General features: G+C 71.6%; 29 protein-coding genes. 12 read left to right on the top strand and 17 right to left on the bottom strand.

What is annotated here, in order from left to right; genetic code table 11:
- Positions 1–211: MucR family transcriptional regulator (locus tag MFF58_RS28485; RefSeq protein WP_238293212.1), on the bottom strand; the 211-nt coding region annotated here is incomplete at its 3' end.
- Positions 212–548: 337 nt separating this feature from the next.
- On the opposite strand from MFF58_RS28485, the gene MFF58_RS28480 reads away from it, so the two are divergent.
- The 4 genes from MFF58_RS28480 (at position 549) to MFF58_RS28465 (ending at position 1,905) form a co-directional block, all read left to right on the top strand.
- On the top strand, positions 549–755 hold the full coding sequence (locus MFF58_RS28480; RefSeq protein WP_238293210.1) for a hypothetical protein: 207 nt from the start codon (positions 549–551) through the stop codon (positions 753–755).
- A 34-nt stretch (positions 756–789) separates the two neighbouring features.
- On the top strand, positions 790–975 hold the full coding sequence (locus MFF58_RS28475; protein ID WP_238293208.1) for a hypothetical protein: 186 nt from the start codon (positions 790–792) through the stop codon (positions 973–975).
- A 171-nt stretch (positions 976–1,146) separates the two neighbouring features.
- Positions 1,147–1,380, top strand: a complete 234-nt coding sequence (locus MFF58_RS28470; protein ID WP_238293216.1) for a DUF6894 family protein — start codon at positions 1,147–1,149, stop codon at positions 1,378–1,380.
- A gap of 96 nt (positions 1,381–1,476) precedes the next feature.
- Entirely contained in the window at positions 1,477–1,905 is a 429-nt protein-coding gene (locus tag MFF58_RS28465; RefSeq protein ID WP_238293206.1) for a hypothetical protein, read from the top strand.
- Positions 1,906–1,921: 16 nt separating this feature from the next.
- On the opposite strand, the gene MFF58_RS28460 is transcribed toward MFF58_RS28465, so the two are convergent.
- The 5 genes from MFF58_RS28460 to MFF58_RS28440 form a co-directional block, all read right to left on the bottom strand.
- The gene (locus MFF58_RS28460; protein ID WP_238293204.1) at positions 1,922–2,215 is read right to left on the bottom strand and encodes a hypothetical protein; all 294 of its coding nucleotides are present in this window, start codon (positions 2,213–2,215) and stop codon (positions 1,922–1,924) included.
- A 44-nt stretch (positions 2,216–2,259) separates the two neighbouring features.
- Positions 2,260–4,287: a threonine--tRNA ligase gene (thrS, locus tag MFF58_RS28455; RefSeq protein WP_238293202.1), complete on the bottom strand. Its 2,028-nt coding sequence runs from the start codon at positions 4,285–4,287 to the stop codon at positions 2,260–2,262.
- Between the two features lie 159 nt (positions 4,288–4,446).
- Positions 4,447–5,880: an MmgE/PrpD family protein gene (locus tag MFF58_RS28450; protein WP_238293200.1), complete on the bottom strand. Its 1,434-nt coding sequence runs from the start codon at positions 5,878–5,880 to the stop codon at positions 4,447–4,449.
- Entirely contained in the window at positions 5,877–7,067 is a 1,191-nt protein-coding gene (metC, locus tag MFF58_RS28445; protein ID WP_238293198.1) for a cystathionine beta-lyase, read from the bottom strand. The genes MFF58_RS28450 and metC overlap by 4 nt, the downstream gene beginning before the upstream one ends.
- 106 nt (positions 7,068–7,173) lie before the next feature.
- Positions 7,174–7,347, bottom strand: a complete 174-nt coding sequence (locus MFF58_RS28440; protein ID WP_238293196.1) for a ribosome modulation factor — start codon at positions 7,345–7,347, stop codon at positions 7,174–7,176.
- Positions 7,348–7,435: 88 nt separating this feature from the next.
- On the opposite strand from MFF58_RS28440, the gene MFF58_RS28435 reads away from it, so the two are divergent.
- Positions 7,436–7,705, top strand: a complete 270-nt coding sequence (locus MFF58_RS28435) for a hypothetical protein (protein ID WP_238293194.1) — start codon at positions 7,436–7,438, stop codon at positions 7,703–7,705.
- 119 nt (positions 7,706–7,824) lie between these two features.
- Here MFF58_RS28435 and ntrC read toward each other — a convergent pair whose 3' ends face one another.
- The 3 genes from ntrC to dusB are packed head-to-tail and all read right to left on the bottom strand — an operon-like array spanning position 7,825 to position 11,504.
- On the bottom strand, positions 7,825–9,291 hold the full coding sequence (gene ntrC / locus MFF58_RS28430) for a nitrogen regulation protein NR(I) (RefSeq protein WP_238293192.1): 1,467 nt from the start codon (positions 9,289–9,291) through the stop codon (positions 7,825–7,827).
- Positions 9,292–9,339: 48 nt separating this feature from the next.
- Positions 9,340–10,467: a two-component system sensor histidine kinase NtrB gene (locus tag MFF58_RS28425; RefSeq protein ID WP_238293214.1), complete on the bottom strand. Its 1,128-nt coding sequence runs from the start codon at positions 10,465–10,467 to the stop codon at positions 9,340–9,342.
- An 11-nt stretch (positions 10,468–10,478) separates the two neighbouring features.
- Positions 10,479–11,504, bottom strand: coding sequence for a tRNA dihydrouridine synthase DusB (gene dusB, locus MFF58_RS28420; protein WP_238293189.1), 1,026 nt, complete (start codon positions 11,502–11,504; stop codon positions 10,479–10,481).
- Between the two features lie 167 nt (positions 11,505–11,671).
- Here dusB and MFF58_RS28415 point away from each other — a divergent pair, with 167 nt between their 5' ends.
- Positions 11,672–13,003, top strand: coding sequence for a bifunctional 2-C-methyl-D-erythritol 4-phosphate cytidylyltransferase/2-C-methyl-D-erythritol 2,4-cyclodiphosphate synthase (locus MFF58_RS28415; RefSeq protein WP_238293187.1), 1,332 nt, complete (start codon positions 11,672–11,674; stop codon positions 13,001–13,003).
- A 180-nt stretch (positions 13,004–13,183) separates the two neighbouring features.
- Here MFF58_RS28415 and MFF58_RS28410 read toward each other — a convergent pair whose 3' ends face one another.
- Positions 13,184–13,582 carry an MAPEG family protein gene (locus MFF58_RS28410; protein WP_238293185.1) on the bottom strand — a complete coding sequence of 133 codons (399 nt, stop codon included), beginning with the start codon at positions 13,580–13,582 and terminating at the stop codon, positions 13,184–13,186.
- 101 nt (positions 13,583–13,683) lie between these two features.
- On the opposite strand from MFF58_RS28410, the gene MFF58_RS28405 reads away from it, so the two are divergent.
- Together MFF58_RS28405 and MFF58_RS28400 are read left to right on the top strand one after the other, a co-directional pair.
- Positions 13,684–14,181 (top strand): CinA family protein, encoded by a 498-nt coding sequence (locus MFF58_RS28405; protein ID WP_238293183.1) that lies wholly within the window; start codon positions 13,684–13,686, stop codon positions 14,179–14,181.
- A gap of 23 nt (positions 14,182–14,204) precedes the next feature.
- Positions 14,205–15,422 carry an FAD-dependent oxidoreductase gene (locus MFF58_RS28400; RefSeq protein ID WP_238293181.1) on the top strand — a complete coding sequence of 406 codons (1,218 nt, stop codon included), beginning with the start codon at positions 14,205–14,207 and terminating at the stop codon, positions 15,420–15,422.
- 38 nt (positions 15,423–15,460) lie between these two features.
- On the opposite strand, the gene MFF58_RS28395 is transcribed toward MFF58_RS28400, so the two are convergent.
- The 7 genes from MFF58_RS28395 to MFF58_RS28365 all read right to left on the bottom strand — a co-directional run bounded on the left by MFF58_RS28395 (position 15,461) and on the right by MFF58_RS28365 (position 22,594).
- Entirely contained in the window at positions 15,461–15,919 is a 459-nt protein-coding gene (locus MFF58_RS28395; protein ID WP_238293179.1) for a type II toxin-antitoxin system RatA family toxin, read from the bottom strand.
- A gap of 15 nt (positions 15,920–15,934) precedes the next feature.
- Positions 15,935–16,918, bottom strand: a complete 984-nt coding sequence (gene lipA / locus MFF58_RS28390; RefSeq protein WP_238293177.1) for a lipoyl synthase — start codon at positions 16,916–16,918, stop codon at positions 15,935–15,937.
- Between the two features lie 136 nt (positions 16,919–17,054).
- Entirely contained in the window at positions 17,055–17,786 is a 732-nt protein-coding gene (locus tag MFF58_RS28385) for an MIP/aquaporin family protein (RefSeq protein WP_238293175.1), read from the bottom strand.
- Between the two features lie 276 nt (positions 17,787–18,062).
- Positions 18,063–19,568, bottom strand: a complete 1,506-nt coding sequence (glpK, locus tag MFF58_RS28380) for a glycerol kinase GlpK (RefSeq protein WP_238293173.1) — start codon at positions 19,566–19,568, stop codon at positions 18,063–18,065.
- A 55-nt stretch (positions 19,569–19,623) separates the two neighbouring features.
- Positions 19,624–21,168, bottom strand: coding sequence for a glycerol-3-phosphate dehydrogenase (gene glpD / locus MFF58_RS28375; protein ID WP_238293172.1), 1,545 nt, complete (start codon positions 21,166–21,168; stop codon positions 19,624–19,626).
- An 83-nt stretch (positions 21,169–21,251) separates the two neighbouring features.
- Positions 21,252–22,073, bottom strand: a complete 822-nt coding sequence (locus tag MFF58_RS28370) for a DeoR/GlpR family DNA-binding transcription regulator (RefSeq protein WP_238293171.1) — start codon at positions 22,071–22,073, stop codon at positions 21,252–21,254.
- 275 nt (positions 22,074–22,348) lie between these two features.
- Positions 22,349–22,594, bottom strand: coding sequence for a hypothetical protein (locus tag MFF58_RS28365; protein ID WP_039894330.1), 246 nt, complete (start codon positions 22,592–22,594; stop codon positions 22,349–22,351).
- 207 nt (positions 22,595–22,801) lie between these two features.
- Between MFF58_RS28365 and MFF58_RS28360 the strand changes: the two genes are divergently transcribed.
- From MFF58_RS28360 to MFF58_RS28345, 4 genes are all read left to right on the top strand, one after another.
- Positions 22,802–23,296 (top strand): chemotaxis protein CheW, encoded by a 495-nt coding sequence (locus MFF58_RS28360; protein WP_238293169.1) that lies wholly within the window; start codon positions 22,802–22,804, stop codon positions 23,294–23,296.
- Between the two features lie 5 nt (positions 23,297–23,301).
- Positions 23,302–24,879, top strand: a complete 1,578-nt coding sequence (locus MFF58_RS28355) for a CheR family methyltransferase (RefSeq protein ID WP_238293167.1) — start codon at positions 23,302–23,304, stop codon at positions 24,877–24,879.
- Positions 24,879–25,514, top strand: coding sequence for a chemotaxis protein CheW (locus MFF58_RS28350; protein ID WP_238293165.1), 636 nt, complete (start codon positions 24,879–24,881; stop codon positions 25,512–25,514). The genes MFF58_RS28355 and MFF58_RS28350 overlap by 1 nt, the downstream gene beginning before the upstream one ends.
- Before the next feature lie 36 nt (positions 25,515–25,550).
- A partial coding sequence (locus MFF58_RS28345; RefSeq protein ID WP_238293163.1) for a HAMP domain-containing protein occupies positions 25,551–26,450 on the top strand: 900 nt, incomplete at its 3' end.

The following is a 26,450-nucleotide window of genomic DNA, read 5'->3' as shown; positions in this document are numbered from 1 at the left end:
CGCCCGGCTTGTCGACCTCGACCTGGGCCGCCGCGCCGCCGGTCTCGGCCGTCAGCGTGCCGGAGACGAGGCCGGCGATCGCCCCGTGCACCCGGGCGATCAGCGCCGGCAGCTCGGCGGCCGGCACCGGATTGTTCGACACGTAGGCGGCTACGATATCACCGGCCAGCTCGATGAAATTCGGATTGGGCCCGGCTGTTTCTTCTGTCACTTCAAGATTCCTAGTGTGCCCCTCTCCTGCGATTTGCTACTTCCGTCCGCTGAATGCAAGTTACAAAAACATTCAACCGCCAGCATTCCGTGCATGTTTGGTATGCCCGTGGGCGCGCGGGGACGGGTATTTCTGGCAAATCCATCGCGAGACCTTCTCCGGGCGGCCGCGGTGAAATCCGTCGACTGGTGGTCTGTTTCTGTTGTGTAGACCGATCGGGGACGCGTCCCTGTCCCGCGGCGATCCTGCAGAGCACCTGAGGACCCGGTCTGTGCGATCCGGGGACCGGCGCTCCGGCTTCGGTGACGCGCGGGTCCGTTCATGGCATGGCTCGACGATGCTTCTGCTCGCGCTTCTCATCGCTTTCCTGGCCGTCGTGGTCGCGATGTTCGTCCTGCGGCGATGGACGGGACGCCTGGCTTCGCTGGCCACCCTCATCGCCGGAGCCATCATGGCCCTGTGGCTGGCCGAGGCCGGATTGCTTCCGGGTTCCAAGGGACCGCTCACGTCCAACCGGCCCCTCGTCCCGGGGCTGGATCGGTAACGGTCCGGTAAGCGTGTCGGCGTGAGCATGGCGCATGCCCACGCTCTCCGCCCCGCGCCTGCTCACGTTCCTGGTATCGGCCGTGCTGATCGGCCTCGCCGTCGCCAGCCTGTACACGCGGATCCCCATGGTCGGGCGTACGGTCGTGACGCACCGGCAATGGTTCTTCATCGGCGCCTACGTCCTGCTGGCGCTCGGGGTCACCACACGCAGCCTGTGACGCGCGACCGCTGCCCGGCGCGGCGGACCTGCCCGCGTCGCGCGGGCGCCTGACAGATCGAGTCCTCCCGTGGTGCGACAGGGTCGACACGCGATTGCGGGCCCGTGGAAACTACGTAGAAACAGCGGAGATGCAGTTATGCGGGCCGACGCGCTCGCCGAGCAGAAGCCCGTGCCCCGCTTTTTCATCGATCTCCACGACGGCGCCAACCTCGTTCGTGACCATGATGGCTTCGATCTTCCTGATCTCGCCGCGGCGCGGACCCAGGCGGTCCGGATGATGACCCGCCTCGCGCAGGGCCTGACGGATCCGCTGGAGCGGCAGGATTTCGTCATCGCCGTGCGCGACGCGCAGGGGGCGGTCCGGTTGCGCCTGCGGCTATCCTACGACATCGAGCCCGGCTGAGGCGGTCCCGTCCGGGTTCTCGTCCGGGATAGCGCGCCGCCCGGCTGCGTTGTCGTCGGGCCGGCGCGCGGCGGGTGGATCGGCGAGGGAGATCGGATGCGACGTTCAATCGGTGCGCTCGGAGCGCTTGCGGTCTCGATCTCGGTTCTGACGGCCGCCGACCGGGCGGCGACCGCGCAGACCACGGCCCCGCCGCAGGTGGGCTCGGCCGCGCCGACGGCGGACACCGCCGTGCTGCTGACGGTCTTCCTCCGGCACGACCAGTCGCGTCCGCTGGCGGAGCTGAACGCACAGCTCGCCAAGCAGGGCTTCTACAAGGCATTCCCGCCGCCGGGGATCGAGGTCGTCTCCTGGAACGTCGTCATGGGCATCGGGCAGATCATCACCCTGCGGCTGCCCGCCACCCGCCTCCGCGAGATCAACCGCGTCCTCGAAGACACCGCGTGGGGCGCGTACCGGACCGAGTTCTACCCGAGCTACGATTACCGGGCGGTCGGCCTCGGAGAGCACGAGAAGGCGCAATGACCTGAGCCGGCGCGCCTCAGCGCTGGCCGCTATCGCTGTTGCGCTGCCGGCAGCGCCAGCCGGTTAGGCAGGACGGCGCGTCCGCGGCCGGCGCGAAGGCCGGGGCCGCCGTCTCGTCGTTCCGGCACGCGCCCGCATCCAGATGGACGGTCTCGTAGGCCGTCTCGCTCGTCGCCAGGACGACGTGACCGTCCCGTGCGACACGGGCCTGCAGCGCCGCGCAGGACAGGGTCCGGGTGGCGACCCGCTCCTGCGCCGCGGCGGCGGTGGCGAGCGCCGCCAGGACGAGGACGAGGACGAGCCGGTTCATGGATCCCTCGGGGCGTCTGGACCGGCCCGTGCCGCTGAGGCCGGTCAGGGCGTGTCGCGCGGATCGTGGTGGCCGTCGAGGACGGTGTCGCTCGTCGGAACCGTCTCGGCCACCGCCTGGGCGCGGCGGATGTCCGGGGTGGTCGCCTCCTCCACGAAGGCTGCCACCGCCTCGGTCAGCGACAGCGTGCGCGTCTGCTGGCTGCCCAGCCGCCGGATCGAGACGGTGTGCTCCTCCGCCTCGCGGCGGCCGAGCGCCAGCAGGACCGGCACCTTGGCCAGCGAGTGCTCGCGGACCTTGTAGTTGATCTTCTCGTTGCGCAGATCCGCCTCGACCCGCAGGCCCGCGCGCTCCAGGGCGCGCACGACCTCGCGGGCATAGGCGTCGGCCTCGCCGGTGATCGTCGCCACCACCACCTGGACCGGCGCCAGCCACAGGGGGAAGTGCCCGGCAAAATGCTCGATCAGGATGCCGGTGAAGCGCTCCATCGAACCGCAGATCGCCCGGTGGACCATCACGGGCGGCTTCCGCGTGCCGTCGGCGTCGATGTAGAAGGCGCCGAACCGCTCGGGCAGGTTGAAGTCCACCTGCGTGGTCCCGCACTGCCAGTCGCGGCCGATGGCGTCGCGCAGCACGTACTCGAATTTGGGCCCGTAGAAGGCGCCCTCCCCCGGGTTGATTGCGGTCCGGATCCGGCCGGCCGACTGCTCCTCGATCTGCGCCAGCACCCGGGTCATCACCGCCTCGGCGTGGTCCCAGAGGGCGTCGGAGCCGACGCGCTTCTCGGGCCGGGTCGAGAGTTTCACGACGATCTGGTCGAAGCCGAAATCCGCGTAGGTCGAGAGGATCAGGTCGTTGATCTTCAGGCACTCGTCGGCGAGCTGGTCCTCGGTGCAGAAGATGTGGGCGTCGTCCTGCGTGAAGCCGCGCACCCGCATGAGCCCGTGCATGGCGCCGGAGGGCTCGTAGCGGTGGACCACGCCGAACTCGGCCATGCGCAGGGGCAGGTCGCGGTAGGATTTCAGGCCGTGCTTGAAGATCTGCACGTGGCCCGGGCAGTTCATCGGCTTGAGGGCGAACCAGCGCTTGTCCTCGGCCTCCTCGCCCGCGGACTGGGCGGCGAACATGTTCTCCCGGTACCAGCCCCAGTGACCGGAGGTCTCCCACAGGGCCTTGTCGAGGATCTGCGGGGCGTTCACCTCGGCGTACTCGCCGCGCAGGCGGCGGCGCATGTAGGCGATCAGCTCCTGGAAGATCGTCCAGCCCTTGGCGTGCCAGAAGACGACGCCCGGCCCCTCCTCCTGGAAGTGGAACAGGTCCATCTCGCGGCCGAGCCGGCGATGGTCGCGGCGCTCGGCCTCCTCCAGCCGGTGCAGGTAGCCGTCGAGGTCGGCCTGACTCGCCCAGGCCGTCCCGTAGATGCGGGTGAGCATCGGGTTGTTCGAATCACCCCGCCAGTAGGCCCCCGCGACCTTCATCAGCTTGAAGGCGGCGCCGACCTTGCCGGTCGACGTCATGTGCGGGCCGCGGCAGAGGTCGAACCAGTCGCCCTGCCGGTAGACCTTCAGGTCCTCGCCCGGCGGGATCGCGTCGACCAGCTCGACCTTGAACTTCTCCTGGCGGTCGGCGAACAGGGTGCGCACGTCGTCGCGCGTCCAGACCTCCTTGGTGAAGGGCGCGTCGCGCGCGATGATCTCGCGCATCTTTGCCTCGATCGTCGGGAAGTCCTCGGGCGTGAACGGAGTCTCGCGGTAGAAGTCGTAGTAGAACCCGTTCTCGATCACCGGGCCGATCGTGACCTGCGTCTCCGGCCAGAGCGCCTGCACCGCCTCGGCGAGCACGTGCGCGCAATCGTGGCGGATCAGTTCCAGGCTGCGCGGGTCCGTCCGGTCGAGGAACTCGATGCGGGCGTCGCGCCCGATCGGGTCGTCGAGGTCGGCGACCGTGCCGTCGAGCGCCATGGCGACGGTGCGCTTGGCCAGCGACTTGGCGATGCCCTCGACCACGGCGCGGCCGGTGGTGCCGGCGGCGATCTCCCGCGTGTTGCCGTCGGGGAACGTGAGAATCGGCATGGGATCAAGCGTCTCCAGGCTCAGTCCTGCATACGGGGCAGGTAAGCGTCTTCGGGGAGCGGCCGTGTAGACCGATTTTTCCGGCGAGGGAACGGTGCGCCGCGCCGTGGCGCCGCTCCGCGGCACCGAACCCGCCTGGCCCCGGCCGCCCCCCTCGCCTCAGGCGGTCAGCAACGGGCGCAGCGCGCGCATGTCGGCCACGTCCTCGAGGGTGTTCACGCGGGCGATCAGGCGCTCGGTCGCGTCCGGCCCGAGGACCGGCGCCATCAGGTCCCGCGCCTTGGCGTTCACCGCCTCGGTGCTCAGCGGGTTCTCCTTCGTGCCGGGCGGATGGCGGGTGTGGTGCTCCACGACCCGGCCGTCCGCCAGGGTCATCGCCACGACGGCGCCGCGCGGCGCGGCCGGATCCATCAGGGCGGGATCCCCCACCAGCTCCACCTTGGCCTGCTGCGCGGCGATCAGGGGATCGTGCATCAGCCCGGCATCGTGGCTGTCGGCGAAGGAAACCGCACCCTTCACGAGCGCCAGGGCGACGAGGTGCTGGCAGCTCACGTCCGGCATGGCGCTCGACCCGACGATGCCGACCGCATCGGTGGGGAGCTTCACCAGAATGTGCCGCACCGTCTCGGGCGTGAGGCCGTACTGCCTGCGCAGCGCGAGCGTCGCGTCGAGGGGCGACTGGATCGGGTAACCCACCGAGAAGGTCTTGATCGCCGTCTCGGTGACGAAGAAGCGGCTGCCCAGCCCCTCCAGCATCAGCTCGGGCCTGGGCGCGGTGGACAGGGCGTTGAGCAGGTTGTGGCGGCCGTCGAGGACGTCGGCGACGCCCGTCAGGCCTGCCTCCACCATGCCGACCGCCGTGACGCCGTTGCGGGCGCCCATGCCGGCGAAATCGAAGGCCTTCTCGACATGGTCCTTGTCGCGTACCCAGCTCCACAGGCCGGAGACCTGCTGGGCCGCGTAGGAGAGCGCGAAGCGCATGCCGCGCTCGTCGAGGCGCGCCAGGGACGCGGCGCCGCCGAGTGCCCCGAAGGTCGAGCTGGTGCCCTCGGCGCTGCGATGCGTCCCGCGGACGAGATCGGGACCCAGGGCCAGCAGCAGGCGGCAGCAGAGGTCGTAACCGAGCGCCACGGCGCGGACGAACTCGGCGCCGGAACTGCCGTGCAACTCGGCCAGCGCCAGGGCCGCCGGTACGGTGGCGCAGCCGGGATGGGCCTTGGTCACCGGCTCGAAATCGTCGGTCTCGTCCGCGTGGGCGCACATCGCGTTGGCGAGCGCCGCGTTGACCGTTGTGGTCCGGACGCCGGAGGCGATCACCCCCGCCTGCTCGGTGCCGCCGAGGCCGCGGACATAGGTCAGTGCCATCTCGCCCGGCCGCATCCGGGCGCCCGACACCATGGCGGCGAGGGTGTCGAGGATCCGGTGCTTGCAGGCGGCGAGGACCTCCGGCGGCAGGGCCTGGTCCCGGGCGGCCGCCATGTAGCGGGCGAGCCGGCCCGTGACGTCCGCCTCGGCCGCCGTCGCCGGCAAGGCCCGCGCGAGCGCGAGGGCGCCCCCGCCCTGGATCAGGCCGCGCCGGGTGGGCGCCGTCACGCGGCGTCCCGCAGGCGGGCGAAGCCGGCGTCGAGGTCGGCCTTGAGATCGGCCGTATCCTCCAGCCCGATGTGGATGCGCAGGGCCGGCCCGCCGGGTGCCCATTGGGTGGCGGTGCGGTAACCGGCGCAGTCGAACGGGATCACGAGGCTCTCGAAGCCGCCCCACGAGAAGCCCATCCCAAACAGCTCCAGCCCGTCCAGCATCGCCGCGACGGCGGCCTCGGGCACCGGCTTCAGGATCAGGCCGAACAGCCCGGAGGCGCCGGAGAAGTCCCGCTTCCAGATCGCGTGGCCCGGATCCTCCGGCAGGCCCGGATGGAGCACGCGCAGCACCTCCGGACGGGCCTGGAGCCACCGTGCCATCTCGAGTCCTGCCCGGCCGTGCTCGCGCAGGCGCAGGTTCATGGTGCGCATGCCCCGCAGGGCCAGGAAGATGTCCTCCGCGCCGGCGCACATGGCGAAATGGTCGAAGGTGCGGCGCACGGCCGGGTAGTACTGCGCGTTGGCCGAAGTCAGGCCGATCAGCAGGTCCGAGCCACCGCTGAGGTACTTGGTGCCGGCCTCGACGGCGATGTCGACGCCGCGCTCGTGCGGCGGGAACAGCAGCGGCGTCGCCCAGGTGTTGTCCATGATCACGCAGGCCCCGCGTGCATGGGCGACCGCGGCGATGGCCGGCACGTCCTGCATCTCGAAGCTCTGCGAACCGGGCGCCTCGACCAGCACGGCCTTGGTGTTCGGCCGCATCAGCTCGGCGATGCCGGCCCCGACGCGGGGGTCGTAGTAGGTCACCGCGACGCCGTAGCGGGCCAGCACCCCGTCGCAGAATAGGCGGGTCGGGCGGTACGCGGAATCGGTGACGAGGAGGTGATCTCCCGCCGAGACCGCGGCCATCAGCGCGACCGTGAGCGCCGCGAGCCCCGAGGGCGTCACCACGGTTCCGGCGGCACCGGCGAGCTCCGTCCAGGCGCTCGTCAGCGCGTCCATGGTGGGCGTCGCCGAAGTCCCGTAATTGTAGCGCCCGCGCCGGTGCTTGATCGCGTCGTAGGTCGGGTAGAGGACGGTGGAGCCGCGATAGATCGGCGTGTTGACGAAGCCGTGCTGCTCGCCCGGATCGCGGCCCGCATGGACGAGGCGCGTCGCGGGCGCGAAGCTCTGTTTCGACTCGGGCGAGGGTTTCAGGGACATCGGGGCTCGGCGATCGGTTGCGCTGCGACGCACGAAGCTCCCGGCATCCGGCGAGGTCAAGCCGGGTGCCCGGATCCGCGGCCTCGGGATCGTGCGTGTGCCGCGATCACGGCTTCTCGGGCGGGTCGGAGTTCACCGCCTCCTCGTAGGCCTCCATCCAGGCCGCGCGTTCCTCGGACCCTTCGGGATAGGGGCATTCGCTCACGGGCTTGCCGTAGAGCCGCGCGTTGCGGCCCTGGATGAAGGGGCTGTCGCTGGCTGTTGCCTGGACGTTGGCCAATATCGCCTCCTGAAGACTTGAGGTGGGGCTTCGTTAACGGCCGCGTCGTAAATCTGTTGCCGTCTCCAGTCGCGTTCCGGGTCGTCGCGTGCGTATCCTGCCTTCTCTCCTCGGCGGCGTGCTGGTCCTGGCCTCGACGGCAGTCGTTGCCCTCGTCAGCGCCGACCGCCTCTCCCATCTGGCGCCGGCCCCGACGGTCCGCGCCGCCCGGGCCGAGCCGTCCGCCACGGGCTCGCTGCCGGCACCCGTGAAGGCCGCGCCGGCGACGAAGCCGGCCGCGCCGAACATCCCGAACGGATTCGACACGGAGCGGCTCCACGCGCTGATGCGGGGCGATCCGATCCTGCCGGGACGCTGAGCGGGCTCCCCGGGACCGTCCGGCCGTATCGGCGACCTCGTCCCGAGGCGCCTGAGCGCGGCGCGCATACGTGATGACGGGGTGTCCGGTCGGGGATGACCGGACACCGATGTCCGCCTTCAGCGCGCCGTCCGGAAGACCTGCAGGTCGAGGTCCCGCACCTTCTTGCGCAGGGTGTTCCGGTTCACCCCGAGCAGCTCCGCCGCGCGGATCTGGTTGCCGCGGGTGGCCGCCAGCGCGGCGCCGATCAGCGGCCCCTCGATCTCCCGCAGGATCCGGTGGTACAGGCCTGGGGGCGGCAGCGTGTCCCGGTACCCGGAGAAGTAGTCCGAGAGGTGCCGCTCCACCGCGCTGGACAGGCTCTCGGATTCGCCGCCGGCCTTGCGGGCGCCGCCGTTGGCGTTCTGGGCCGCGGGGGCGGCCAGCGGCAGCGTGTCGAGCTCGGCCTCGATCACCGGGCCGGTGATCGTCTCCTGCGGGTACAGGGCTGCGAGCCGCCGGACGAGGTTCTCCAGCTCGCGGACATTGCCGGGCCAGCGGTAGCGCTTGAGCCGCTCCATGGCGTCGCCGTCGAGCGACTTCCGGGTCAGGCCCTCGCGCTCGACCAGGACGAAGAAGTGGCGGACCAGATCCGGCACGTCCTCGGACCGCTCCCGCAGGGCCGGCAGCCGCAGCGGCACCACGTTGAGGCGGAAGAACAGGTCCTCGCGGAAGATGCCCTGCTGGATCGAGATCCGCAGGTCCTTGTTGGTGGCCGCGATGATCCGGACGTTCGTCTTGATCGGCACCCGGCCACCCACCGTGGTGTACTCGCCCTGCTGCAGGACGCGCAGCAGGCGGGTCTGCGCCTCCATGGGCATGTCGCCGATCTCGTCGAGGAACAGCGTGCCGCCCTCGGCCTGCTCGAACCGCCCGGCGGAGCGCTGGAGCGCCCCCGTGAAGGCGCCCTTCTCGTGGCCGAACAGCTCGGACTCGATCAGGTCGCGCGGGATGGCGGCCATGTTCACGGGCACGAACGGGCCGGTGCGGCGGCGGCCGTAATCGTGCAGCGCCCGGGCGACCAGCTCCTTGCCGGTCCCGGACTCGCCGGTGATCATTACGGTGAGATCGGTGGGCATCAGCCGGGCGAGCGCCCGGTAGATCTCCTGCATGGCGGGCGAGCGCCCGACCAGCGGGATGTCCTCGTTCTCGGGGGGCGCCCCGGCGGGGGCGGTCCCGCGCGGCCGGGAGAGCGCCCGGCCGACGATGGCGATCAGCTCCTTCAGGTCGAAGGGCTTGGGCAGGTACTCGTAGGCGCCCCGCTCTGAGGCGCGGATCGCCGTCATGAAGGTGTTCTGCGCGCTCATGACGATGATCGGCAGCTCGGGCCGCACCCGCTTGATGCGCGGCAGCAGGTCGAACACGTTCTCGTCGGGCATCACCACGTCGGTGATGACGAGGTCGCCCTCCCCCTGCGCGACCCAGCGCCAGAGGGTCGCGCAATTGCCCGTCGAGCGGACCTCGTAGCCCGCCCGTGACAGCGCTTGGTTGAGCACGGTGCGGATCGCGGCGTCGTCGTCGGCGACGATGATGTGGCCGTTCGGCATGACTCTCTACTCAGACCTCCGACGGGGGGCCGGATTTGGGGATCGACATCACGGATCGACCGCCGATTCGCGCCCGTCCCGGGCACTCGACATCGGCAGAAGGATGCGGAACGCCGTGCGGCGCGGGGCGGGATCGCACTCGACGATGCCACCGTGATCGCCGACGATCTTGGCCACCAATGCAAGACCGAGGCCGGACCCCTGCGCCTTGGTGGTGACGAACGGGTCGAACAGGTCGGGCAGCAGGTCGGCCGAGATGCCCGGGCCGTTGTCACGCACCGCCACCTCGATCGGCAGGCTGACCCGCTCGCGCGAGCCCGGCACCTGCAGCCGCAGGCCCGTGCGGAAAGCCGTCGACAGGGTGATTTCGCCTTCGACTGCGTCCGGCCCGATCGCCTCGGCGGCGTTCTTCACGAGGTTGAGGATCACCTGGATCAACTGGTCGCGGCTGCCGAGCACCGGCGGCAGCGACGGGTCGTAGGTCTCGATGAAGCGGATGTGCCGGGCGAACCCGCTCTGGGCCGAGCGCTTCACCTGATCGAGCACCCCGTGGACGTTGACGGCGCCCCGGTCGGAGGGGCGCTCGTCGCCGAACAGCTCCATGCGCTCGACGATGCGGACGATCCGGTCGGACTCGTCGCAGATCAGCCGGGTGAGCATCCGGTCCTCCTCGGCGCCGGTGCTCTCCAGGAGCTGCGCGGCGCCGCGGATCCCCGCCAGCGGGTTCTTGATCTCGTGGGCCAGCATGGCGCCGAGCGCCACCATCGAGCGTGCGGCGCCGCGATGGGTGAGCTGGCGGTTCATCTTGTCGGCGATGGTGCGCTCCTGGAGCATCATCACCACCGCGTCGCCATCGTCGCCGAGCGGGGTCGCGAAGACGTCGACGCTGCGCTCCAGCCCGAGCCGGGGCTGCGTCAGCTCGACCCGGTACTCGCTGACGCTGGCGCCGCGGCGGCGCACCTCGGCCACCAGGGCGATGATGGGCGAGGCGAACGGGATGATGTCGCGCAGGCGGCGGCGCTGCATCAGCCGCGCGGAATAATCGAAGAAGGCTTCGGCGGCGTGGTTGCAGTGGAGGATCCGCTCGTCGCCGTCGATGGTCAGAACCGGCAGCGGCAGGGCGTTGAGGACGGCCTCGGCGGCCGTGTCGCGCCGGGTGCCGGGATTCGGCGGCATGGTGTCGTCGCTCACGCGGCCTCCCGGACCGGGTCCGCCACGCCCGCGAACGCCCGGCCCAACAGGGTCAGGGCGGCGTCGGGATCGGTGGTGGTGAGGAGCGCCGAGCGTTCGGCCGGCTCCAGGGCCCCGCCGGTCTCGGCATAGGCGGCGAGATGCTTGCGCGCGTGGCGGATCCCCATGTCGCGGCCGTAGAGCGACAGGAGTCCCGCATAGTGCTCGGCCGCGAGGGCGGCCTGCTCGGTCCGCGACGGCTCCGGGGCCGGCCGGCCGGCGAGCGCGGCGGCGACCTGCCCGACCAGCCAGGGGCGACCGGTCGCCGCCCGTCCGATCATGACGCCCGCGGCGCCCGAGGCGTCCAGGCTGGCGCGGGCGCTGGCGACGTCGGTCACGTCGCCGTTGGCGATCACCGGGATCGACACGGCCCCGACCACGGCGCGGATCGCCGCCCAGTCGGCCTGACCCTTGTAGAATTGCTGCCGCGTCCGGCCGTGGACCGTGACGGCGTTGAGCCCCAGCCGTTCGGCCCGGACGGCGAGATCGGCGGCGTTGCGGTGCGCGTCGTCCCAGCCCAGACGCATCTTGACGGTCACCGGTATGGCGACTGCGTTGCGCACGGCAGCGAGCAGGCGCTCGGCGTGGTCGAGGTCGCGCATCAGGGCAGAGCCCGAGGCAATGCCCGTCACGATCTTGGCCGGGCAACCCATGTTCACGTCGATCACGTCGGCACCGGCCGCCTCGGCGATCCGGGCCGCCTCCGCCATCGGCCTGGTCTCGCAGCCCGCGAGCTGCACGACGTGGAGGTCGACGCCGTCGCCCTCCGCGCGCAGCACGGCCTCGCCGGCACCCCGGGCGAGTTCCCGGGCCGCCACCATCTCGGAGACCACCGCGTCGGCGCCGCATCGGCGGGCGATCCGGCGCATGTGCAGGTCGGTGACACCCGAGAGGGGCGCCAACAGGCAGAGCGGAGCCGGGTGCGCCCCCCCTTCAACCAGCCGTTCCGGGCGCAGCGCGCTCAAATAATGATCAGTCGCCATTCTGCTCAACAATGAGGCAAACCCGGTCCGCTGGCAAGCGGTGCCGCGCGTTGATTTCGGATCCTCCCCCGCTTAAACGACGGGCAGCCTCCGCGGCAGGCTCTCGGCGGCACTGCTGTCCCGCGCGGTCGCCGCGCGCCCCTCTCTCCGTCGCGAGTTCGTCGCCCATGTCCGCCACCGGCACGCCAGCCAACGGACCCGCCAGCGCGGGAGCCGGCGTCGCCGCGGTGGTGGTGGCGGCCGGCCGCGGCATCCGCATCGGCGGCGGCACGCCCAAGCAGTACCGCCGGGTCGGCGGCCAGGCGGTCCTGACCCGCACCCTGGCGGCGCTCGCCGCGGACGCGGCGATCGCGCGCATCCAGCCGGTGATCGCCGCCGATGCGGCGGAGTTCTTCCGGAGCTGCCTGGAGGAACTCGGGCCCGAGAGCCGCGCCAAGATCACGCAGCCGGTGGAGGGCGGGGTGACGCGCCAGCTCTCCGTGCGCGCCGGCCTCGAGGCCCTGGCGCGCGACGCCGCCCCCGAGATCGTGCTGGTCCACGACGCGGCGCGCCCCTACGTGGATGCCGCGCTGATCGCCCGGGCGATCGCGGCGGGCCGTGACCACGGCGCGGCCGTGCCGGGCGTGCCGGTGACCGATACGGTCAAGCGCGTCGTCGACATCGCGCCCGGCATCGGCCGGGTGCACGAGACCCCGCCCCGGGAGCACCTGCGCGCGGTGCAGACGCCCCAGGCCTTCGTGTTCGGCCCGCTGCTCGGCGCCCACCGGGACGCCGCCGCGCAGGGCCTCGACGGTTTCACCGACGACGGCGCGCTGGCCGAATGGGCCGGCCTGCCGGTGGTGGTGTTCGCGGGCGACGTCGCCAACCGCAAGATCACCCAGCCCGCCGACCTGATTGAGGCGGACCGCGCCTTCGCGTCGGAGATCTCAGAAACGCCAGCGCCGGGAGCCCGCGCCATGACCACCTACGTCACCCGCCTCGGCACCGGCTTCGACGTGCACGCCTTCACCACCGGCGACCATGTCTGGCTCGGCGGCGTGAAGATCCCCGCCGACCGGGGCGTGCTCGCCCATTCCGATGGCGACGTGGCGCTGCACGCGCTGACCGACGCCCTGCTCGGCGCCATCGCGGACGGCGATATCGGCACCCATTTCCCACCCTCCGACGAGCGCTGGCGCGGGGCCTCCTCCGACCAGTTCCTGGCCCATGCCTGCGGGCTGGTCCGCGCTCGCGGCGGCCGCATCGACCACCTCGACATCACGGTCCTCGCCGAGGCCCCGCGCATCGGGAAGCATCGCGAGGAGATCCGGGCGCGCATCGCCGCCATCGCGGGCGTGCCGCTCTCGGCGGTCTCCATCAAGGCGACGACCACCGAGAAGCTCGGCTTCGTCGGCCGGGCGGAAGGTCTCGCCGCCCAGGCGGCCGCGACGATCCGCCTGCCCGAGGAGGATGGTCCCGCCCTCGACGCGCAGGCCGAGACCGCGATGCGGCAGGGCTGACGACCCGCGTTCGCCACCCGGCCGGGGCACGCGACGAGCGACCCCCTCTCCGGTCGGGAGTGGGGGCTCGCGACCGGTACGGAGGTCGCCGGATAGGCGCCGATCCGCCGGCCCGCGACGGCGAGGGGCGCCGCGGAGAGCGCCACCCCCGTCGCGGGGGGGGGCAGGCCGCGTTCCGCCTCAGGCCGCCCGCAGCAGCAGCGCGATCCCCCCGATGGCCAGCGCCGCCATGGTCAGGAGGATGCCGCCGCCCCGGCAGGCGAACTGGCGCGGGGAATTCGGGGGGGCGAACATCCCGATCGGATGCAGGATCCGGCCGAGCAGCAGGGCGACCAGCAGGGCCTGGACCAATCCGTGGCCGCCGCCGCCCGCCTCCAGCAGGCCGATCACGATGAGCGCCAGCGGCACGTATTCGGAGAAGTTGGCGTGCGAGCGGACGCGCTTGAGCATCGCGTCGTCGCCCCCGTCGCCGACCAGGACGTTCCCGGAGACCCGGCTGGCCATGACCCATCCCGACAGGCCGAGATACACGAGGGCGAGCAGCCCGGCATAGAAGGCCGTCGTCGCGGGGAAGATCATGGAACGGGTATCTCCGAACGGGGCTCCGGTCCTTGAGCCGGGGCCGGCCTTGGGTCACAACACGAGATAGGGCGACGCCGCCCGAGGAGAGCCCGTCCGCAATGGTCGACGACGCAGAGCTTCTCCCCCGCGCCGAGGCGCTGGTGACGGCCTACACGGCCGCCGGACGCACGATCGCCACGGCCGAATCCTGCACGGGCGGCCTCGTGGCCGGCCTGCTCACCGCCGTGCCGGGCTCCTCCGCGGTGGTGGAGCGCGGCTTCGTCACCTACTCGAACGCGGCCAAGGCCGAGGCGATCGGCGTGCCGATGGACCTGATCCGCCAGCACGGCGCCGTCAGCGAGCCGGTGGCGCGGGCGATGGCTGCCGGAGCGCTCACCGCATCGCGAGCCACCGTCGCGGTGGCGATCACCGGGATCGCCGGCCCGGGCGGTGGCAGCGCCGAGAAGCCGGTCGGGCTGGTGCATTTCGGGCTCGCCCTGCGGGACGGCGGTGTCCGCCATCTGGAACGGCGCTACGGCGATCGCGGGCGCGCGGGCATCCGGCGCGCTGCCGTGGCCGACGCGCTCGGCCTGCTGGAGGAGGCGCTCGGCGCCTGATCGCGGAACGGGAGGGGCGGTGCATGGACACGGTGACGACCCGCCTCTGCATCGTCGGCGGAGGCCCCGCCGGGATGATGGCCGGCCTGCTCTTCGCCCGCGCCGGCATCGCCGTGACCGTGCTGGAGAAGCACGCGGATTTCCTGCGCGATTTCCGCGGCGACACGATCCATCCCTCGACCCTGGACCTGATGGACGAGCTGGGCTTCACCGAGCGCTTCCGCGCCCTGCCGCAGCGGCGCGTCGAGAGCTTCTCGGGCGTCGTCAACGGACGCAGCTACCGGGTCGCCGATTTCAGCCGGTTGCCGACCCGGAACCGCTTCCTGTCCTTCATGCCGCAATGGGACTTTTTGGACTTCCTCGCCGGCGAGGCCGTGCGCTACCCGGCTTTCCGCCTGATCCGCCGGACCGAGGCGCAGGACCTGATCGAGACGGACGGCCGCATCGCGGGCGTGCGCGCCGCGGGGCCGGACGGTCCGGTCGAGATCCGGTCCGAGCTGGTGCTCTGCGCGGATGGGCGCCACTCCCGGATGCGCGACTGCGCCGGCTTCTCGCCCCGCGCCTTCGGCGCGCCGATCGACGTGCTGTGGTTCCGCCTGCCGCGCCGGGACGGCGACCCGGAGGCGGCGGCCGGGCGGTTCGGGCCGGGGCGGATCCTGATCACCCTCGACCGGGGGGATGAATGGCAATGCGCCTACGTGGTGCCGAAGGGCGGCGACGCCGCGCTCCGCGCCACGGGGTTGCCGGCCTTCCGGGCGCGGGTGGCGGCGATCGCGCCGTTCCTGGCCGACCGGACCGAGGCCATCGCCGACTGGGACGCCGTCAAGCTCCTGACCGTCACGGTCGACCGGCTGGAGCGCTGGCACCGTCCGGGCCTGCTCTGCATCGGGGATGCCGCGCACGCCATGTCGCCGGTGGGCGGCGTCGGGATCAACCTCGCGATCCAGGATGCCGTGGCGGCCGCCAACCTCCTCGCCGAGCCCCTGCGGGCGGGCCGCCTCGCCGAGGCCGATCTCGCCCGCGTCCAGGCCCGGCGGATGTTCCCGGTGCGGGCGACGCAGGCGCTGCAGCGGATGATCCAGTCCCGGGTGATCGCCGCGTCGCTGGCGGCCGACGCGCCGTTCCGGGCGCCGCTGGTCCTGCGCCTCCTCGACGCGCTGCCGCGGCTGCAGGTCCTGCCGGCACGGATGATCGGCATGGGCGTGCGGCCCGAGCATGTGCGCGTGCCGCTGCGCGCCTGACGGGCCCTCGCTTCGGTCCCCGCGCGGCGACGGACGGGCTAAGCCCCCGCGCCGTACATCCGGTTTGCCCGCCCCTCGAAGGCGTCGGTGAATTTGCGGAAGGCGCGGTCGAACATCGTGCCCATGAGCAGCCCCAGGGTGCGGCTCTTGAACTCGTAGGTGATGAAGAAGTCGACGTTGCAGCCGCCGTTCGGCGCCTCCTTGAACAGCCAGCGATTCTCCAGGTGCCGGAACGGGCCGTCGATATACTCGGCGACGATCTTGAGGTTCGCCGGATCGAGGCTGACCCGGGTGGTGAAGCGCTCGCGGATCGCCTTGTAGCCCACGCCCATCTCGGCGATCAGCACCTGCCCGCCCTCGGGCATATCCTGACGGCGGATCACCCGCAGGGATTCGCAGAGCGGCAGGAACTCGGGATAGCGCTCGACGTCGGCTACGAGATCGTACATCTGCTGCGGCGAATGCTTCACCGTGCGGGTGACCCGGAAGGACGGCATGGTCGTCGGATTTCCTCAGGCCGAGAGCGCGGGCGGCAGTTTTGCCAGGCGTGCCGCTTGCAAACGCGCGAAATCCTCGCCCGCGTGGTGCGACGAACGCGTCAGGGGCGTGGCCGACACCAGCAGGAAGCCCTTGGCGTAGGCGGTGGTCTCGTAGGTCTTGAACTCGTCGGGGGGGACGAAGCGCACGACCTCGTGGTGCTTCTTCGAGGGCTGCAGGTACTGGCCGACGGTCAGGAAGTCGACGTCGGCCGAGCGCAGGTCGTCCATGAGTTGGAGCACCTCGTTCCGCTCCTCGCCAAGCCCGACCATGATGCCGGACTTGGTGAAGATCGCCGGGTCGAGTTCCTTCACCTGCTGGAGCAGGCGCACCGAGTGGAAGTAGCGGGCGCCCGGCCGCACCGTCAGGTACTTGGCCGGCACGGTCTCCAGGTTGTGGTTGAACACATCGGGCTTGGCTGCGACCACGACCTCGAGGGCGCCGTCCTTGCGCAGGAAGTCGGGGGTCAGGATCTCGACCGTCGTGCCGGGGCTCGCCCGCCGGATCGCCGCGATGGTGCGGGCGAAGTGCGCGGCGCCGCCGTCCTTGAGGTCGTCCCGGTCCACCGAGGTGATGACCACGTGATGCAGGCCGAGCTTGGCGACCGAATCGCCGATCTTCTCGGGTTCCGCGGCGTCGAGGGCGTCCGGCAGGCCGGTGCGCACGTTGCAGAAGGCACAGGCCCGCGTGCAGGTGTCGCCCATGATCATGAAGGTGGCGTGCCGCTTCTCCCAGCACTCGCCGATATTGGGGCAGCCGGCCTCCTCGCAGACCGTGACCAGCCCGTGCTCGCGCACGATCTTCTGGGTCTCGGTCCAGGCCTTGGAGCCCGGCGCCTTCACGCGGATCCAGTCCGGCTTCTTGGCCTGGACGGGCTGGTCGGGCCTGTGCGCCTTCTCGGGATGACGCAGGCGCGCCGTGCGCGGATCGTTCTTCAGGATGTCGAGGACGACGGCCATGGGTCGGGGGCTGCCACACCGCGGGGGGCGCCCTTGGGCGCGGTCGGGATCGCCCTGACTTAAGGTGCAAGCCCGCCCGCCGCAAACCGCCGCGACGCCGGGCCGCCCCGCGGCGGTTGAGGGTGCGGCCGTTCCGTCAGATCCCCAGCGCCCGGACGAACAGCCCGGCCAGCACCGCCCCGACCAGGGGCGCGGCCACCGGGATCAGCGCGTAGCCCCAGTCGGAGGTACCCTTGCCGGCGATCGGCAGCACCGCGTGCGCCACGCGCGGCCCGAGGTCGCGGGCCGGGTTGATGGCGTAGCCGGTGGTGCCGCCGAGCGACAGGCCGATGCCCCAGACCAGCATGCCGACCATGTAGGGCGCCACGCCCCGCGGGATCGCCCCGGCCGAGCCCAGCGTCGTGGTCACGAGGGCGGAGATCGTCAGGATCAGGAAGAAGGTCGCGATGATCTCGGAGATCCAGTTGGCCTTCGCGTCGCGGATCGCCGGCCCGGTGCAGAAGCAGGCGAGCTTGAGGCCGGAATCCTGGGTCGCGCCCCAGTGCGGCAGGTAGTGGAGCCAGACGAGCACGGCGCCCACGAAGGCGCCGAGCATCTGGGCCGGGATGTAGGTGGCGAGCTTGCTGAAATCGCCGGAGCTGACGGCGCCCGCCACGGTGACCGCCGGGTTGATGTGGGCGTCGGCGCTGCCGGTGGCGTTGGCCACGAAGACCCCGGCGAGGACCGCGAAGGCCCAGCCCGCCGTGATGGCGATCCAGCCGGCATTCTCGCCCTTGGAATGCTTGAGCAGGGCGCCGGCGACGACGCCGTCGCCGAGCACGATCAAGGTCATCGTGCCCAGGAATTCGCCCAGGAAAGGTGATGTCATCGTCCTGTCTCCCCCGTTCGCTGCTTTTTGTAAGTGGCCAAAGCTTGTGCGAGCGCGTGATCGCCGGAGGCGGTCACCGAATGTCTGCCCTTCTCCCGTCTGTGCCCTCATCCCGGGAGCGGGCGCGCAGCGGTGGCCTCTAAGGAGTCCTCCGCTGCGCGATACTTGGAAGGCTCCTGCGAGGCGGCTTCGCCGCCCTCCGGACGAGGTCGCGCCCGGGACTGGCCGGTTCGCGACGGTTCCAGGCCCGCGCGCCGGGCCTGCGCGCCGGTCCCGTCAACCCTCGTCGGTCTTCCAGTCGAAGGACCGCTGCACCGCCCGCGCCCAGGTGGCGGCGATCTTCTCGCGCTGGCCGGCATCCATCTTCGGCGTCCAACGCTGGTCGACGCCCCAGTTGCGCTTGAGGTCGTCGAGCCCCTTCCAGTACCCGACCGCGAGGCCCGCCGCGTAGGCGGCACCGAGCGCCGTCGTCTCGGCCACCTTCGGGCGCACCACCGGCACGTCGAGCATGTCGGCCTGGAACTGCATCAGCGTGTTGTTGGCGACCATGCCGCCGTCGGCGCGCAATTCCTTGACGGGAATGCCGGAATCCTTCGCCATCGCATCCAGCACTTCGTGGGTCTGGAAGGCGGTCGCCTCCAGCACCGAGCGGGCGATGTGGCCGCGGTTGACGTAGCGGGTCAGGCCGATGATCAGGCCGCGGGCGCCCTCGTTCCAGTGCGGCGCATAGAGGCCCGAGAAGGCCGGAACGAAGTAGACGCCGCCATTGTCCTCGACCGTCGTGGCGAGTGTCTCGACTTCGGCGGAGTCCTTGATCATGTGCAGGTTGTCGCGCAGCCACTGCACCAGGGCCCCCGTGATGGCGATCGAGCCCTCCAGCGCGTAGGCGGGCTTCTGGCCGTCCAGGCGGTAGGCCAGGGTCGTGACGAGGCCGGCCTTCGAGGGGACCGGCTCCTCGCCGGTGTTCATCAGCGCGAAGCAGCCGGTGCCGTAGGTGTTCTTGGCCTCCCCCGGCGCGAAGCAGGTCTGGCCGAACAGGGCCGCCTGCTGGTCGCCCAGAATGCCGGCGATCGGCACCCCGGCGAACGGCGCCTTGGTCTCCCCGTAGACCTCGCTCGACGAGACGATCCTCGGCAGCATCGCCTTGGGGATGCCGAAGGTCTTCAGCATGCCGTCGTCCCAGTCCAGGGTCTTCAGCGACATGAGCTGCGTGCGGCTGGCGTTGGTCACGTCGGTGACGTGCAGGCCGCCCGCCGTGCCGCCGGTGAGATTCCAGACGAGCCACGTGTCGATGTTGCCGAACAGCACGTCGCCGGCCTCGGCCTTCGCGCGGGCGCCGTCCACGTGGTCGAGCAGCCAGCGCAGCTTCAGGCCCGAGAAGTAGCTCGCCAGCGGCAGGCCGGTGAGGTCGCGGAACCGGTCGCGGCCGCCGTCGCGGGCGAACTCGGCGACCAGCCGGTCGTTGCGGGTATCCTGCCAGACCAACGCGTTGTGGAGGGGCTTGCCGGTCGTCCGGTCCCAGATCAGCGTGGTCTCGCGCTGGTTGGTGATGCCGACCGCCGCGAGGTCGGAGGGCTGCAGGCCGCCCTTCTCCAGCGCCTCGCGCATCACGCCCTGCGTCTTCGTCCAGATCTCGGCGGCGTCGTGCTCGACATGGCCGGGGGCCGGGTAGATCTGCGCGTGCTCGGCCTGGGCGAGCGCGATGACGCTGCCCTCCCGGTCGAACACGATGAAGCGGCTGCTGGTGGTGCCCTGGTCGATGGCCCCGACGTAACGGCTCATCGTTCCCTCCCCTGTTATGCCCGCCCGGTCTCGCGCCGGAGCGGGTCCGGAATCGTCAGGCCGCCTCGGCCCGGCGGTCGAGATAGGCGGCCAACCGCGCCGCGCCCTCCGGGCTGGTGCGCAGGCCGAGTTTCGAGCGGCGCCACAGGATGTCGTCCGCGGTGACCGCCCATTCCTCGGTGCGCAGGTAATCGACCTCGGCGGCCGTGAGGCCGCCCTCGAAGGCCTCGCCGAGATCCGCCAGGGATTGCGCGGTCCCGACGATGTCCCGGGCGCGGGTGCCGTAGGCACGGGCGAGGCGCCGGGCGGTCTCCTCGGGCAGGAACGGTTTCTCCGCCTCCAGCTTGGCCAGGAACTGGTCGAAGTCGGCATCCTGCATCGCTCCGCCGGGCAGTACCGCGTCCCCGGTCCAGGCCTTCTTGAGCGCCGGGAAATACGGCTTCAGCTTCTCCAGCGCGTGCTCGGCCAGCCGCCGGTAGGTGGTGATCTTGCCGCCGAAGACCGACAGCACCGCCGCCCGCCCGCCCTGATCCTCGACGTCGAGGACGTAGTCGCGGGTCACCGCGGACGCGTTCTCGGCCGCGTCGTCGTAGAGCGGGCGCACGCCCGAGTAGCTCCAGACCACGTCGGCCGGGGTGATCGCGGTGTCGAACGAGCGGTTGATGCAGCCGCAGAGGTAGTCTGTCTCGTCCTGCGAGATCGAGACCGGCCCGGGCTCGCCGTCGTAGGGCACGTCGGTGGTGCCGATCAGCGTGAAGTCGCGCTCGTACGGAATCGCGAAGATGATGCGCTTGTCGGGCTGTTGCAGGATGTAGGCCTGATCGCCCGCGAACAGGCGCTTGACCACGATGTGGCTGCCCTTGATCAGCCGCACCGCCGCGCGGCTGTTGATCCCGAGCGTGCCGCCGAGCGTGGCGCTGACCCAGGGGCCGGCGGCGTTGACCACGGCCTTCGCGCGGATCGTGCGCTCGCCGCCGCCCCGCTCGTCGCGCAGGGTCGCGACCCAGTGCGCATCCTCCCCCTGACCCTCGCGCCGGGCCGAGACGACGCCGGTCCGGGTCAGCACCGTGGCGCCGCGCTCGCGGGCGTCCATGGCGTTCAACACCACGAGACGGCTGTCCTCGACCCAGCAATCCGAATAGACGAAGCCGCGCGTCAGGCGCTTCTGCAACGGTGCCCCGAACGCGGATTTGCGCAGGTCGATCCCCTCCGAGCCCGGCAGCGTGCGAAGCCGCGCGAGGTGGTCGTAGAGGAACAGGCCGAGCCGCAGCATCCAGGCCGGGCGCAGGCCCTCGTCGTGGGGCAGGACGAAGCGCAGGGGCCAGATCACGTGCGGGGCGAGCCGCAGGAGCCGCTCGCGCTCGGCCAGGGCCTCCCGGACGAGACGGAACTCGTAATATTCGAGGTAGCGCAGGCCGCCGTGTATCAGCTTCGTCGAGGACGAGGAGGTGAAGCCGGCCAGATCCCCGCGCTCGGCCAGAAGGACCGACAGGCCGCGGCCCGCGGCGTCCCGGGCGATGCCCGTGCCGTTGATGCCGCCGCCGACGACCAGGAGATCGTAGGCGTCGGACGGCTCGCGCTGGCGCGTTGCTGCCGCCATGGTTCCTCCAATCCCGCCCTCGCGGCGGGTTGGCACTATATTGAACCCTCGCCGGACTTTCGCAAGCGAAAAAAGAACGTTCGTTACGGTTCGCGGCCGTCGTCCGCCACGAGCAGCGTGACGCCCTGCCGCTCCATCGATGCGACGATCGCGGGGGGCGGCATCCGGTCGGTGAAGAACGTGTCGATCTGGTCCAGCCGCCCGACCTGCACCATCGGCCGGCGGGTGAACTTGGTGTGGTCGGCCACCAGGAACGTCTTCCGGGCCCGCGCCATGATCGTCTGCGTCGCCCGCACCTCCTCGTAATCGTAGTCGAGGAGCGCGCCGTCGGCGTCGATGCCGCTGATGCCGATGACCGCCACGTCGACCCGGAACTGGCTGAGCGTGTCGCAGGTCAGCTGGCCGAGTACCGCCCCGTCGCGGTTGCGCACGGTTCCGCCCGCTACGACGATGCGAAACTCGGTCGCTTCCCCGAGCGACAGCGCGACATTGAGATTATTGGTGATGATGCTGAGGTCGTCGTGCCGGACCAGTTCCCGCGCCACGGCCTCGGGCGTCGTGCCGATGTTGATGAAGACCGAGCAGTGCGACGGGATCCGGCTCGCGGCGAGCCGGCCGATCCGGGTCTTCTCCGGCAGCAGGGTCACCCGGCGGTCCGCGTAGTCGATGTTCTCCACGCTGGAGGGGAGGCCGCCGCCGCCACGGTAGCGCTCCAGCCGTCCCTCGGCGCTCAACTCGTTGAGGTCGCGCCGGATGGTCTGGACAGTGACGCCGAACTGCGCCGCCAGGGTTTCGATGGTGACGAAACCCCGCTGCCGTACCGCCGCCACGATGGCGCTGCGTCGGCCCTCGACGCCGCTGGCCTCGATCCTGTCGTCGGATCTCCGGTCGAGCGGTCGCGACATCGGTTCTCCCCCTCGCGTCTTCCTTCAGCCTTCCCGCTCGCAAACCCGCCATCCGGCGGGTGCGCGATGTTCGTTTTCGAACATCTTCTGGTTAGGCAACGCTGGTACGAACTTGAACCGCGCGGTCCGGCCCCGCAACTACGGGCCGCCGTGCGTTATCGTTCCGGTCGGCTGTCGCGCCCGTTTGGCTGTGTACGGATACAAAAAAGGCCTGCCGCGGTGCGACAGGCCGAGCGCGCCGGGTGACGCCGCTCGCGCGGCACACCCTGCGGCACTTACATGTGGTGGCGCATCCGGCGGTGATGCTTCATCATCCGCTTGCGCTTCATCTGCCGGCGCATAACCGGGCGTGACGCCGGGGCGACGCCCCGCTCCATCGCGGCCGCCTCACCGGCGCGCTCCATGCCACCGCGCGGGCCGCCGGCCTGCGAGCCAGAGGCGTTGTAGGGTGAGTTACCCTGGGCGTAGGCGGAGCCCGCGAGAAGCGTCAGCGACGCGGCGGCCAACAGAAGTTTCCTCATCGTCAATCCCTGGCGTAGATCGGCGCAGGCGAAGCTCCACACCTCGCCAGGCGCGTTGCCGCTGCGTCGGAAAATAAGCGGCCCAGACGAGACTTGGTTCCGCGGGATCCAGTCGGCCACGCCGAAGATTGCCGGGAGCGTTAACTCGGCCTATGTCGCGACCCGTCCCGGTCCGGCCGCGACCGGGCAGAAGGGGAGCGGGTGGCGGTGGCCAGCAACGGTTCGGCCTATCTCCTCCTCGACGTGGCCGGCACGCCCTGCGCCCTGCCCCGCGCCTCCGTCGCCGAGGTGCTGCCGCTTCCGGCCCTCCACAATCCGCCAGCCGCCGGGGGCTGGCTGATCGGATTCCTCAATCTCGGCGGCACGCCGGTCCCGGTGGTCGACCTCGCGGCCCTGCTGGGCCTGCGTCCGGCCGGAGCGGCGCCCGGCCTCTACGCGCATCTCGTCCTGACCCGCGGCGAGGCGCTCGCCTATCTGGTCGACCGCGCGGCCGACCTCGTGATGGTGCCCGGCGCCGCGATCCGGGCGGCGGAGGAGGCCGGTAGCCTCAACGGCTGCGTCGCGGCCGAACTCGTCCTCGGCGATCGCCTCGTCCATGCCCTGGCGCCGGATCGCCTCCTGACCCTTCAGGAGGCGGCGCGGGTCGAGGCGCTGACGCGAGCCGCCGCCGAGCGGCTCGCCGCACTTCCGCGGACCGCCTGAGCGCGATGGCGCGACCGCGCAGTCTCCGCCCCGATCCGGGCGCCGATCCCGCCTATGCGCCGCTCAAGGCGCGGATCATCGCGCGCACCGGCCACCACTATTACGTCGACAAGGACGACCTGCTGATCGAACGGCTGCACCGCCGTTTCCGGGCCTCCGCCACCCCCGATTGTGCCTCGTACGCGGCCCTCCTGTCGGACGGCGCGGCGGGCGAGGCCGAATGGGCGCGCCTGGAGGCCGAGATCACGGTCGGCGAGACCTTCTTCTTCCGCTACGCCGAGCAGTTCGAAGCCCTGCGCGGAACGATTCTGCCCGCGCTGATCGCGGCCCGAGCCTCCGAGCGGACCCTCCGGATCTGGAGCGCGGGCTGCTCGACGGGAGCCGAGCCCTATTCCCTGGCGATCCTCGTGCGGGAGATCCTCGGGGATGCCCTGCCCGACTGGCGGATCACGATCCTCGGCACCGACATCAGCGCCGAGGCGCTGGCCACCGCCCGCGCCGCCGAGTACGGCCGCTGGGCCCTGCGCACCATGCCGCCGGAGGACAGGCTGCGCTACTTCACGCACCTGCCGCCGGCCCCCGGAATCCGGCGCGAGGGCGGCTACGCCCTGCGGCCGGAATTCCGCGCGCTCGTCCGGTTCGAGCGCGGCAACCTCCTGACGGTCGCCGAGCCGGTGCCGCCGGGCGGGACCGCCGATGGCGGCTTCGACCTGATCCTGTGCCGCAACGTGCTGATCTACTTCGACACCGGTACGGTCGCGGCCGTGGTGCGCGGCCTCAGCCGCCGGCTGCGGGGGGATGGCTGGCTGCTGCTCGGGCACGCGGAGCCCAGCCCGGCCTTCGCGAACTTCCTCGATGCGGTGAGCTTGCCCGGTACGGTGGCCTACCGCCGGCTCGCCGACGCACAGCCGCACCGTCCTGACCCGAGCCCCGCGACTGCAGCGTGGGCGCCCGGACAGGCGCCGTCCGATCGGGAGGGCGGCGCTTCGGGCGCAGTCGGGGACGGCACTTCGGCCGCCGTCCCGGCGCTACCGCGACCGGCCGGGCCTGTGGACACGGCCGCTCCGGACACGGCCGCTCCGGACGCGACCGCACCCGGCGTGTCCGCTCCGGATCCGATCGCTCCGGACGCGCCGCCCGAGGCCGGCCGCGCCGGCGAGGACGAGGCCGGCGGCCTCGACCGGATCCGCGCCCTCGCGGATGCCGGTGAGACCGCGGCCGCTTGGCGCGCGCTGCGGGTCGCCCTCGACAGGGATCCCACCGATTCCGTCCTGCGGTTCTACGAGGGCCTGCTCGCCCGCACCCTCGGGCGCGACGCCGAGGCCGAGCGCGCGCTGCGGGCGGCGCTCTACCTCGACCGGGGCTTCGTGATGGCCCACTACCATCTCGGCCTGCTGCTGATCGCGCTGGGGCGACCGAGCGAGGCGGCCCGCGCCCTCGACAACGCGGTCGCCCTCAGTCAAGCCCTCGCGGCGGATGGGCCGGTGCCCGAGAGCGACGGTGCCTCCGCGGCCGAGATCGCGGCCGGCGCGGCGGCGGCCCGCCTCGGCCTCGGCCGAGACACACGCGGGAGGAGTTCCTGATGGAGCCACGGCCGAGCACACAGGCGGCCCCCCCGCGCGGCCGGACCGAGTGGGATCCGCGTGCCGAGCGGGACCTGCGGGTCGAGCGCGCCGCCGCCCTCGCCCGCCGCGGCGGCGGGACGGCCCGCGCGGCTTCCGGCGTCGATCATCTCGTCTGCCTCTGCAAGGACGAGCGCTACGGGCTGCCGATGTCGGTGGTTGCTCAGGTGCTGCCGATGCGGCCCTGCACGCCGGTTCCGGGTGCGGTGCCGGCGCTCATCGGGCTCGTCGCCCTCTCCGGGCGGATCGTCGGCGTGCTCAGCCTCGCCCGCGCCCTGGGCCGGCCGGATGCCGCGACAGGTCCCGACGGGGCTTCGGGCCATCTGGTCGTGCTGCGCGGGGCGCAGCCCCATCTGCAATCCCGAACGCAGCCTCCTCCAACCGGCCCGGCCGCGGCGAGACCCATCGCCCTCGCGGTCGACCGCGTGCTGGGCATCGTCCGTGCCGAGGTCCGGTCCTCGGATCAGGACGGCGCGGATCGCGACGGATTGGGCAACGCGGCCGCTTCGGGCTATGCCCCCGGAGCGGCGGACGACGGCCGTCCCGATTTCGTCGTCATCGACCTTCCCCGCCTGCTGCGCCGCGTCCTGCCCTGACCGGCCGGCTCGTCCCATTCGGAGTCAGCCCCGACCGTGACCCTCTCGATCGGACGACGCATCCTTCTCGGCTTCTTCGCCGTCACCGTGGTCATCGTGGCGCTCGGCTTCTACGCGCTGGCGCAGATCGGGGCCGTGCGCGACACCACCGACGCGATCGTCCGGCGCGACATGGCGGTGCTGCGCGAGCTCGACGATCTCGGGAACGAGGCCCGTGATCTCGGACTCCTGCGCCGCACCGCCGTGATCGCGATGCTGACGCAGACTCAGGCCCCGGTGCCGGGTCGGCCGGCGCGCGCCGACGACACGCTGGCAACCTGGCGCCAGACCGCCGACCGGCTCGAGGGCCGCCTCGCCACCATCGCGCAGCTCGCCGCGGAGTACCGGACCTCCGCGGCCTCTTCGGAGCGCGGCGCCGCCTGGGACCGGGTCGCCGCCGCGTCGGGCGAGGTCCAGGGCGCGTTCCGCGAGGTCCGGTCCCTGAGCGAGGCCCAGTTCGCCGCGATCGCGAAGCAGGACGTGGCCGCCGTGGAGGCCCGCAACGACGAGATCACCCGACTCCAGGGGCCCTTCCTGGGCGGGATCAAGACCCTCCGGACTCTGCTCGACGGCGGCATGGCAATCGGTCAGCGCGCCGCGCAGGAGGTCTACGAGCGCTCCCGCCTCTCGATCTACCTGACCCTGGCGGGGTCGGTGCTGCTCGCAATCCTCGTCACGTGGCTCATCAGCGGCGCGGTGGTGCGTCCCCTGGAGGCGGTCATGCGCTTCGTGGAACGGGTCGGCGACGGCGACCTGTCGGGGCAGCTCCAGCTTCACCGGCGGGACGAGGTCGGGCGTCTATCGGGGACTCTGAACGCGATGGTGTCTGGGCTTTCGGATCTTGCGCGGACGAACCGTGCGGCGACGGCGGACCTGAACGCGGCTGCGTCGGAGATC

Origin of the sequence: Methylobacterium longum, from assembly GCF_022179385.1 — a bacterium.
GTDB lineage: Bacteria > Pseudomonadota > Alphaproteobacteria > Rhizobiales > Beijerinckiaceae > Methylobacterium > Methylobacterium longum.
The sequence above is the reverse complement of the archived record's forward strand: the minus strand, read 5'-3'. Positions and strand labels throughout refer to the sequence as shown.

Excerpts from the sequence above, each read along its gene's own strand:
- MFF58_RS28405 (WP_238293183.1), top strand. The coding sequence starts at position 13,684 with ATGGTCGACGACGCAGAGCTTCTCCCCCGCGCCGAGGCGCTGGTGACG.
- MFF58_RS28400 (WP_238293181.1), top strand. The coding sequence starts at position 14,205 with ATGGACACGGTGACGACCCGCCTCTGCATCGTCGGCGGAGGCCCCGCC.
- lipA (WP_238293177.1), bottom strand. The coding sequence starts at position 16,918 with ATGGCCGTCGTCCTCGACATCCTGAAGAACGATCCGCGCACGGCGCGC.
- thrS (WP_238293202.1), bottom strand. The coding sequence starts at position 4,287 with ATGCCGATTCTCACGTTCCCCGACGGCAACACGCGGGAGATCGCCGCC.
- MFF58_RS28355 (WP_238293167.1), top strand. The coding sequence starts at position 23,302 with ATGGCGCGACCGCGCAGTCTCCGCCCCGATCCGGGCGCCGATCCCGCC.
- MFF58_RS28385 (WP_238293175.1), bottom strand. The coding sequence starts at position 17,786 with ATGACATCACCTTTCCTGGGCGAATTCCTGGGCACGATGACCTTGATC.
- MFF58_RS28370 (WP_238293171.1), bottom strand. The coding sequence starts at position 22,073 with ATGTCGCGACCGCTCGACCGGAGATCCGACGACAGGATCGAGGCCAGC.
- dusB (WP_238293189.1), bottom strand. The coding sequence starts at position 11,504 with ATGGCGACTGATCATTATTTGAGCGCGCTGCGCCCGGAACGGCTGGTT.
- MFF58_RS28480 (WP_238293210.1), top strand. The coding sequence starts at position 549 with ATGCTTCTGCTCGCGCTTCTCATCGCTTTCCTGGCCGTCGTGGTCGCG.
- MFF58_RS28365 (WP_039894330.1), bottom strand. The coding sequence starts at position 22,594 with ATGAGGAAACTTCTGTTGGCCGCCGCGTCGCTGACGCTTCTCGCGGGC.
- ntrC (WP_238293192.1), bottom strand. The coding sequence starts at position 9,291 with ATGCCGAACGGCCACATCATCGTCGCCGACGACGACGCCGCGATCCGC.
- MFF58_RS28475 (WP_238293208.1), top strand. The coding sequence starts at position 790 with ATGCCCACGCTCTCCGCCCCGCGCCTGCTCACGTTCCTGGTATCGGCC.
- MFF58_RS28350 (WP_238293165.1), top strand. The coding sequence starts at position 24,879 with ATGGAGCCACGGCCGAGCACACAGGCGGCCCCCCCGCGCGGCCGGACC.
- MFF58_RS28425 (WP_238293214.1), bottom strand. The coding sequence starts at position 10,467 with ATGCCGCCGAATCCCGGCACCCGGCGCGACACGGCCGCCGAGGCCGTC.
- MFF58_RS28465 (WP_238293206.1), top strand. The coding sequence starts at position 1,477 with ATGCGACGTTCAATCGGTGCGCTCGGAGCGCTTGCGGTCTCGATCTCG.
- MFF58_RS28460 (WP_238293204.1), bottom strand. The coding sequence starts at position 2,215 with ATGAACCGGCTCGTCCTCGTCCTCGTCCTGGCGGCGCTCGCCACCGCC.
- glpK (WP_238293173.1), bottom strand. The coding sequence starts at position 19,568 with ATGAGCCGTTACGTCGGGGCCATCGACCAGGGCACCACCAGCAGCCGC.
- MFF58_RS28415 (WP_238293187.1), top strand. The coding sequence starts at position 11,672 with ATGTCCGCCACCGGCACGCCAGCCAACGGACCCGCCAGCGCGGGAGCC.
- MFF58_RS28395 (WP_238293179.1), bottom strand. The coding sequence starts at position 15,919 with ATGCCGTCCTTCCGGGTCACCCGCACGGTGAAGCATTCGCCGCAGCAG.
- metC (WP_238293198.1), bottom strand. The coding sequence starts at position 7,067 with ATGTCCCTGAAACCCTCGCCCGAGTCGAAACAGAGCTTCGCGCCCGCG.
- MFF58_RS28410 (WP_238293185.1), bottom strand. The coding sequence starts at position 13,582 with ATGATCTTCCCCGCGACGACGGCCTTCTATGCCGGGCTGCTCGCCCTC.
- glpD (WP_238293172.1), bottom strand. The coding sequence starts at position 21,168 with ATGGCGGCAGCAACGCGCCAGCGCGAGCCGTCCGACGCCTACGATCTC.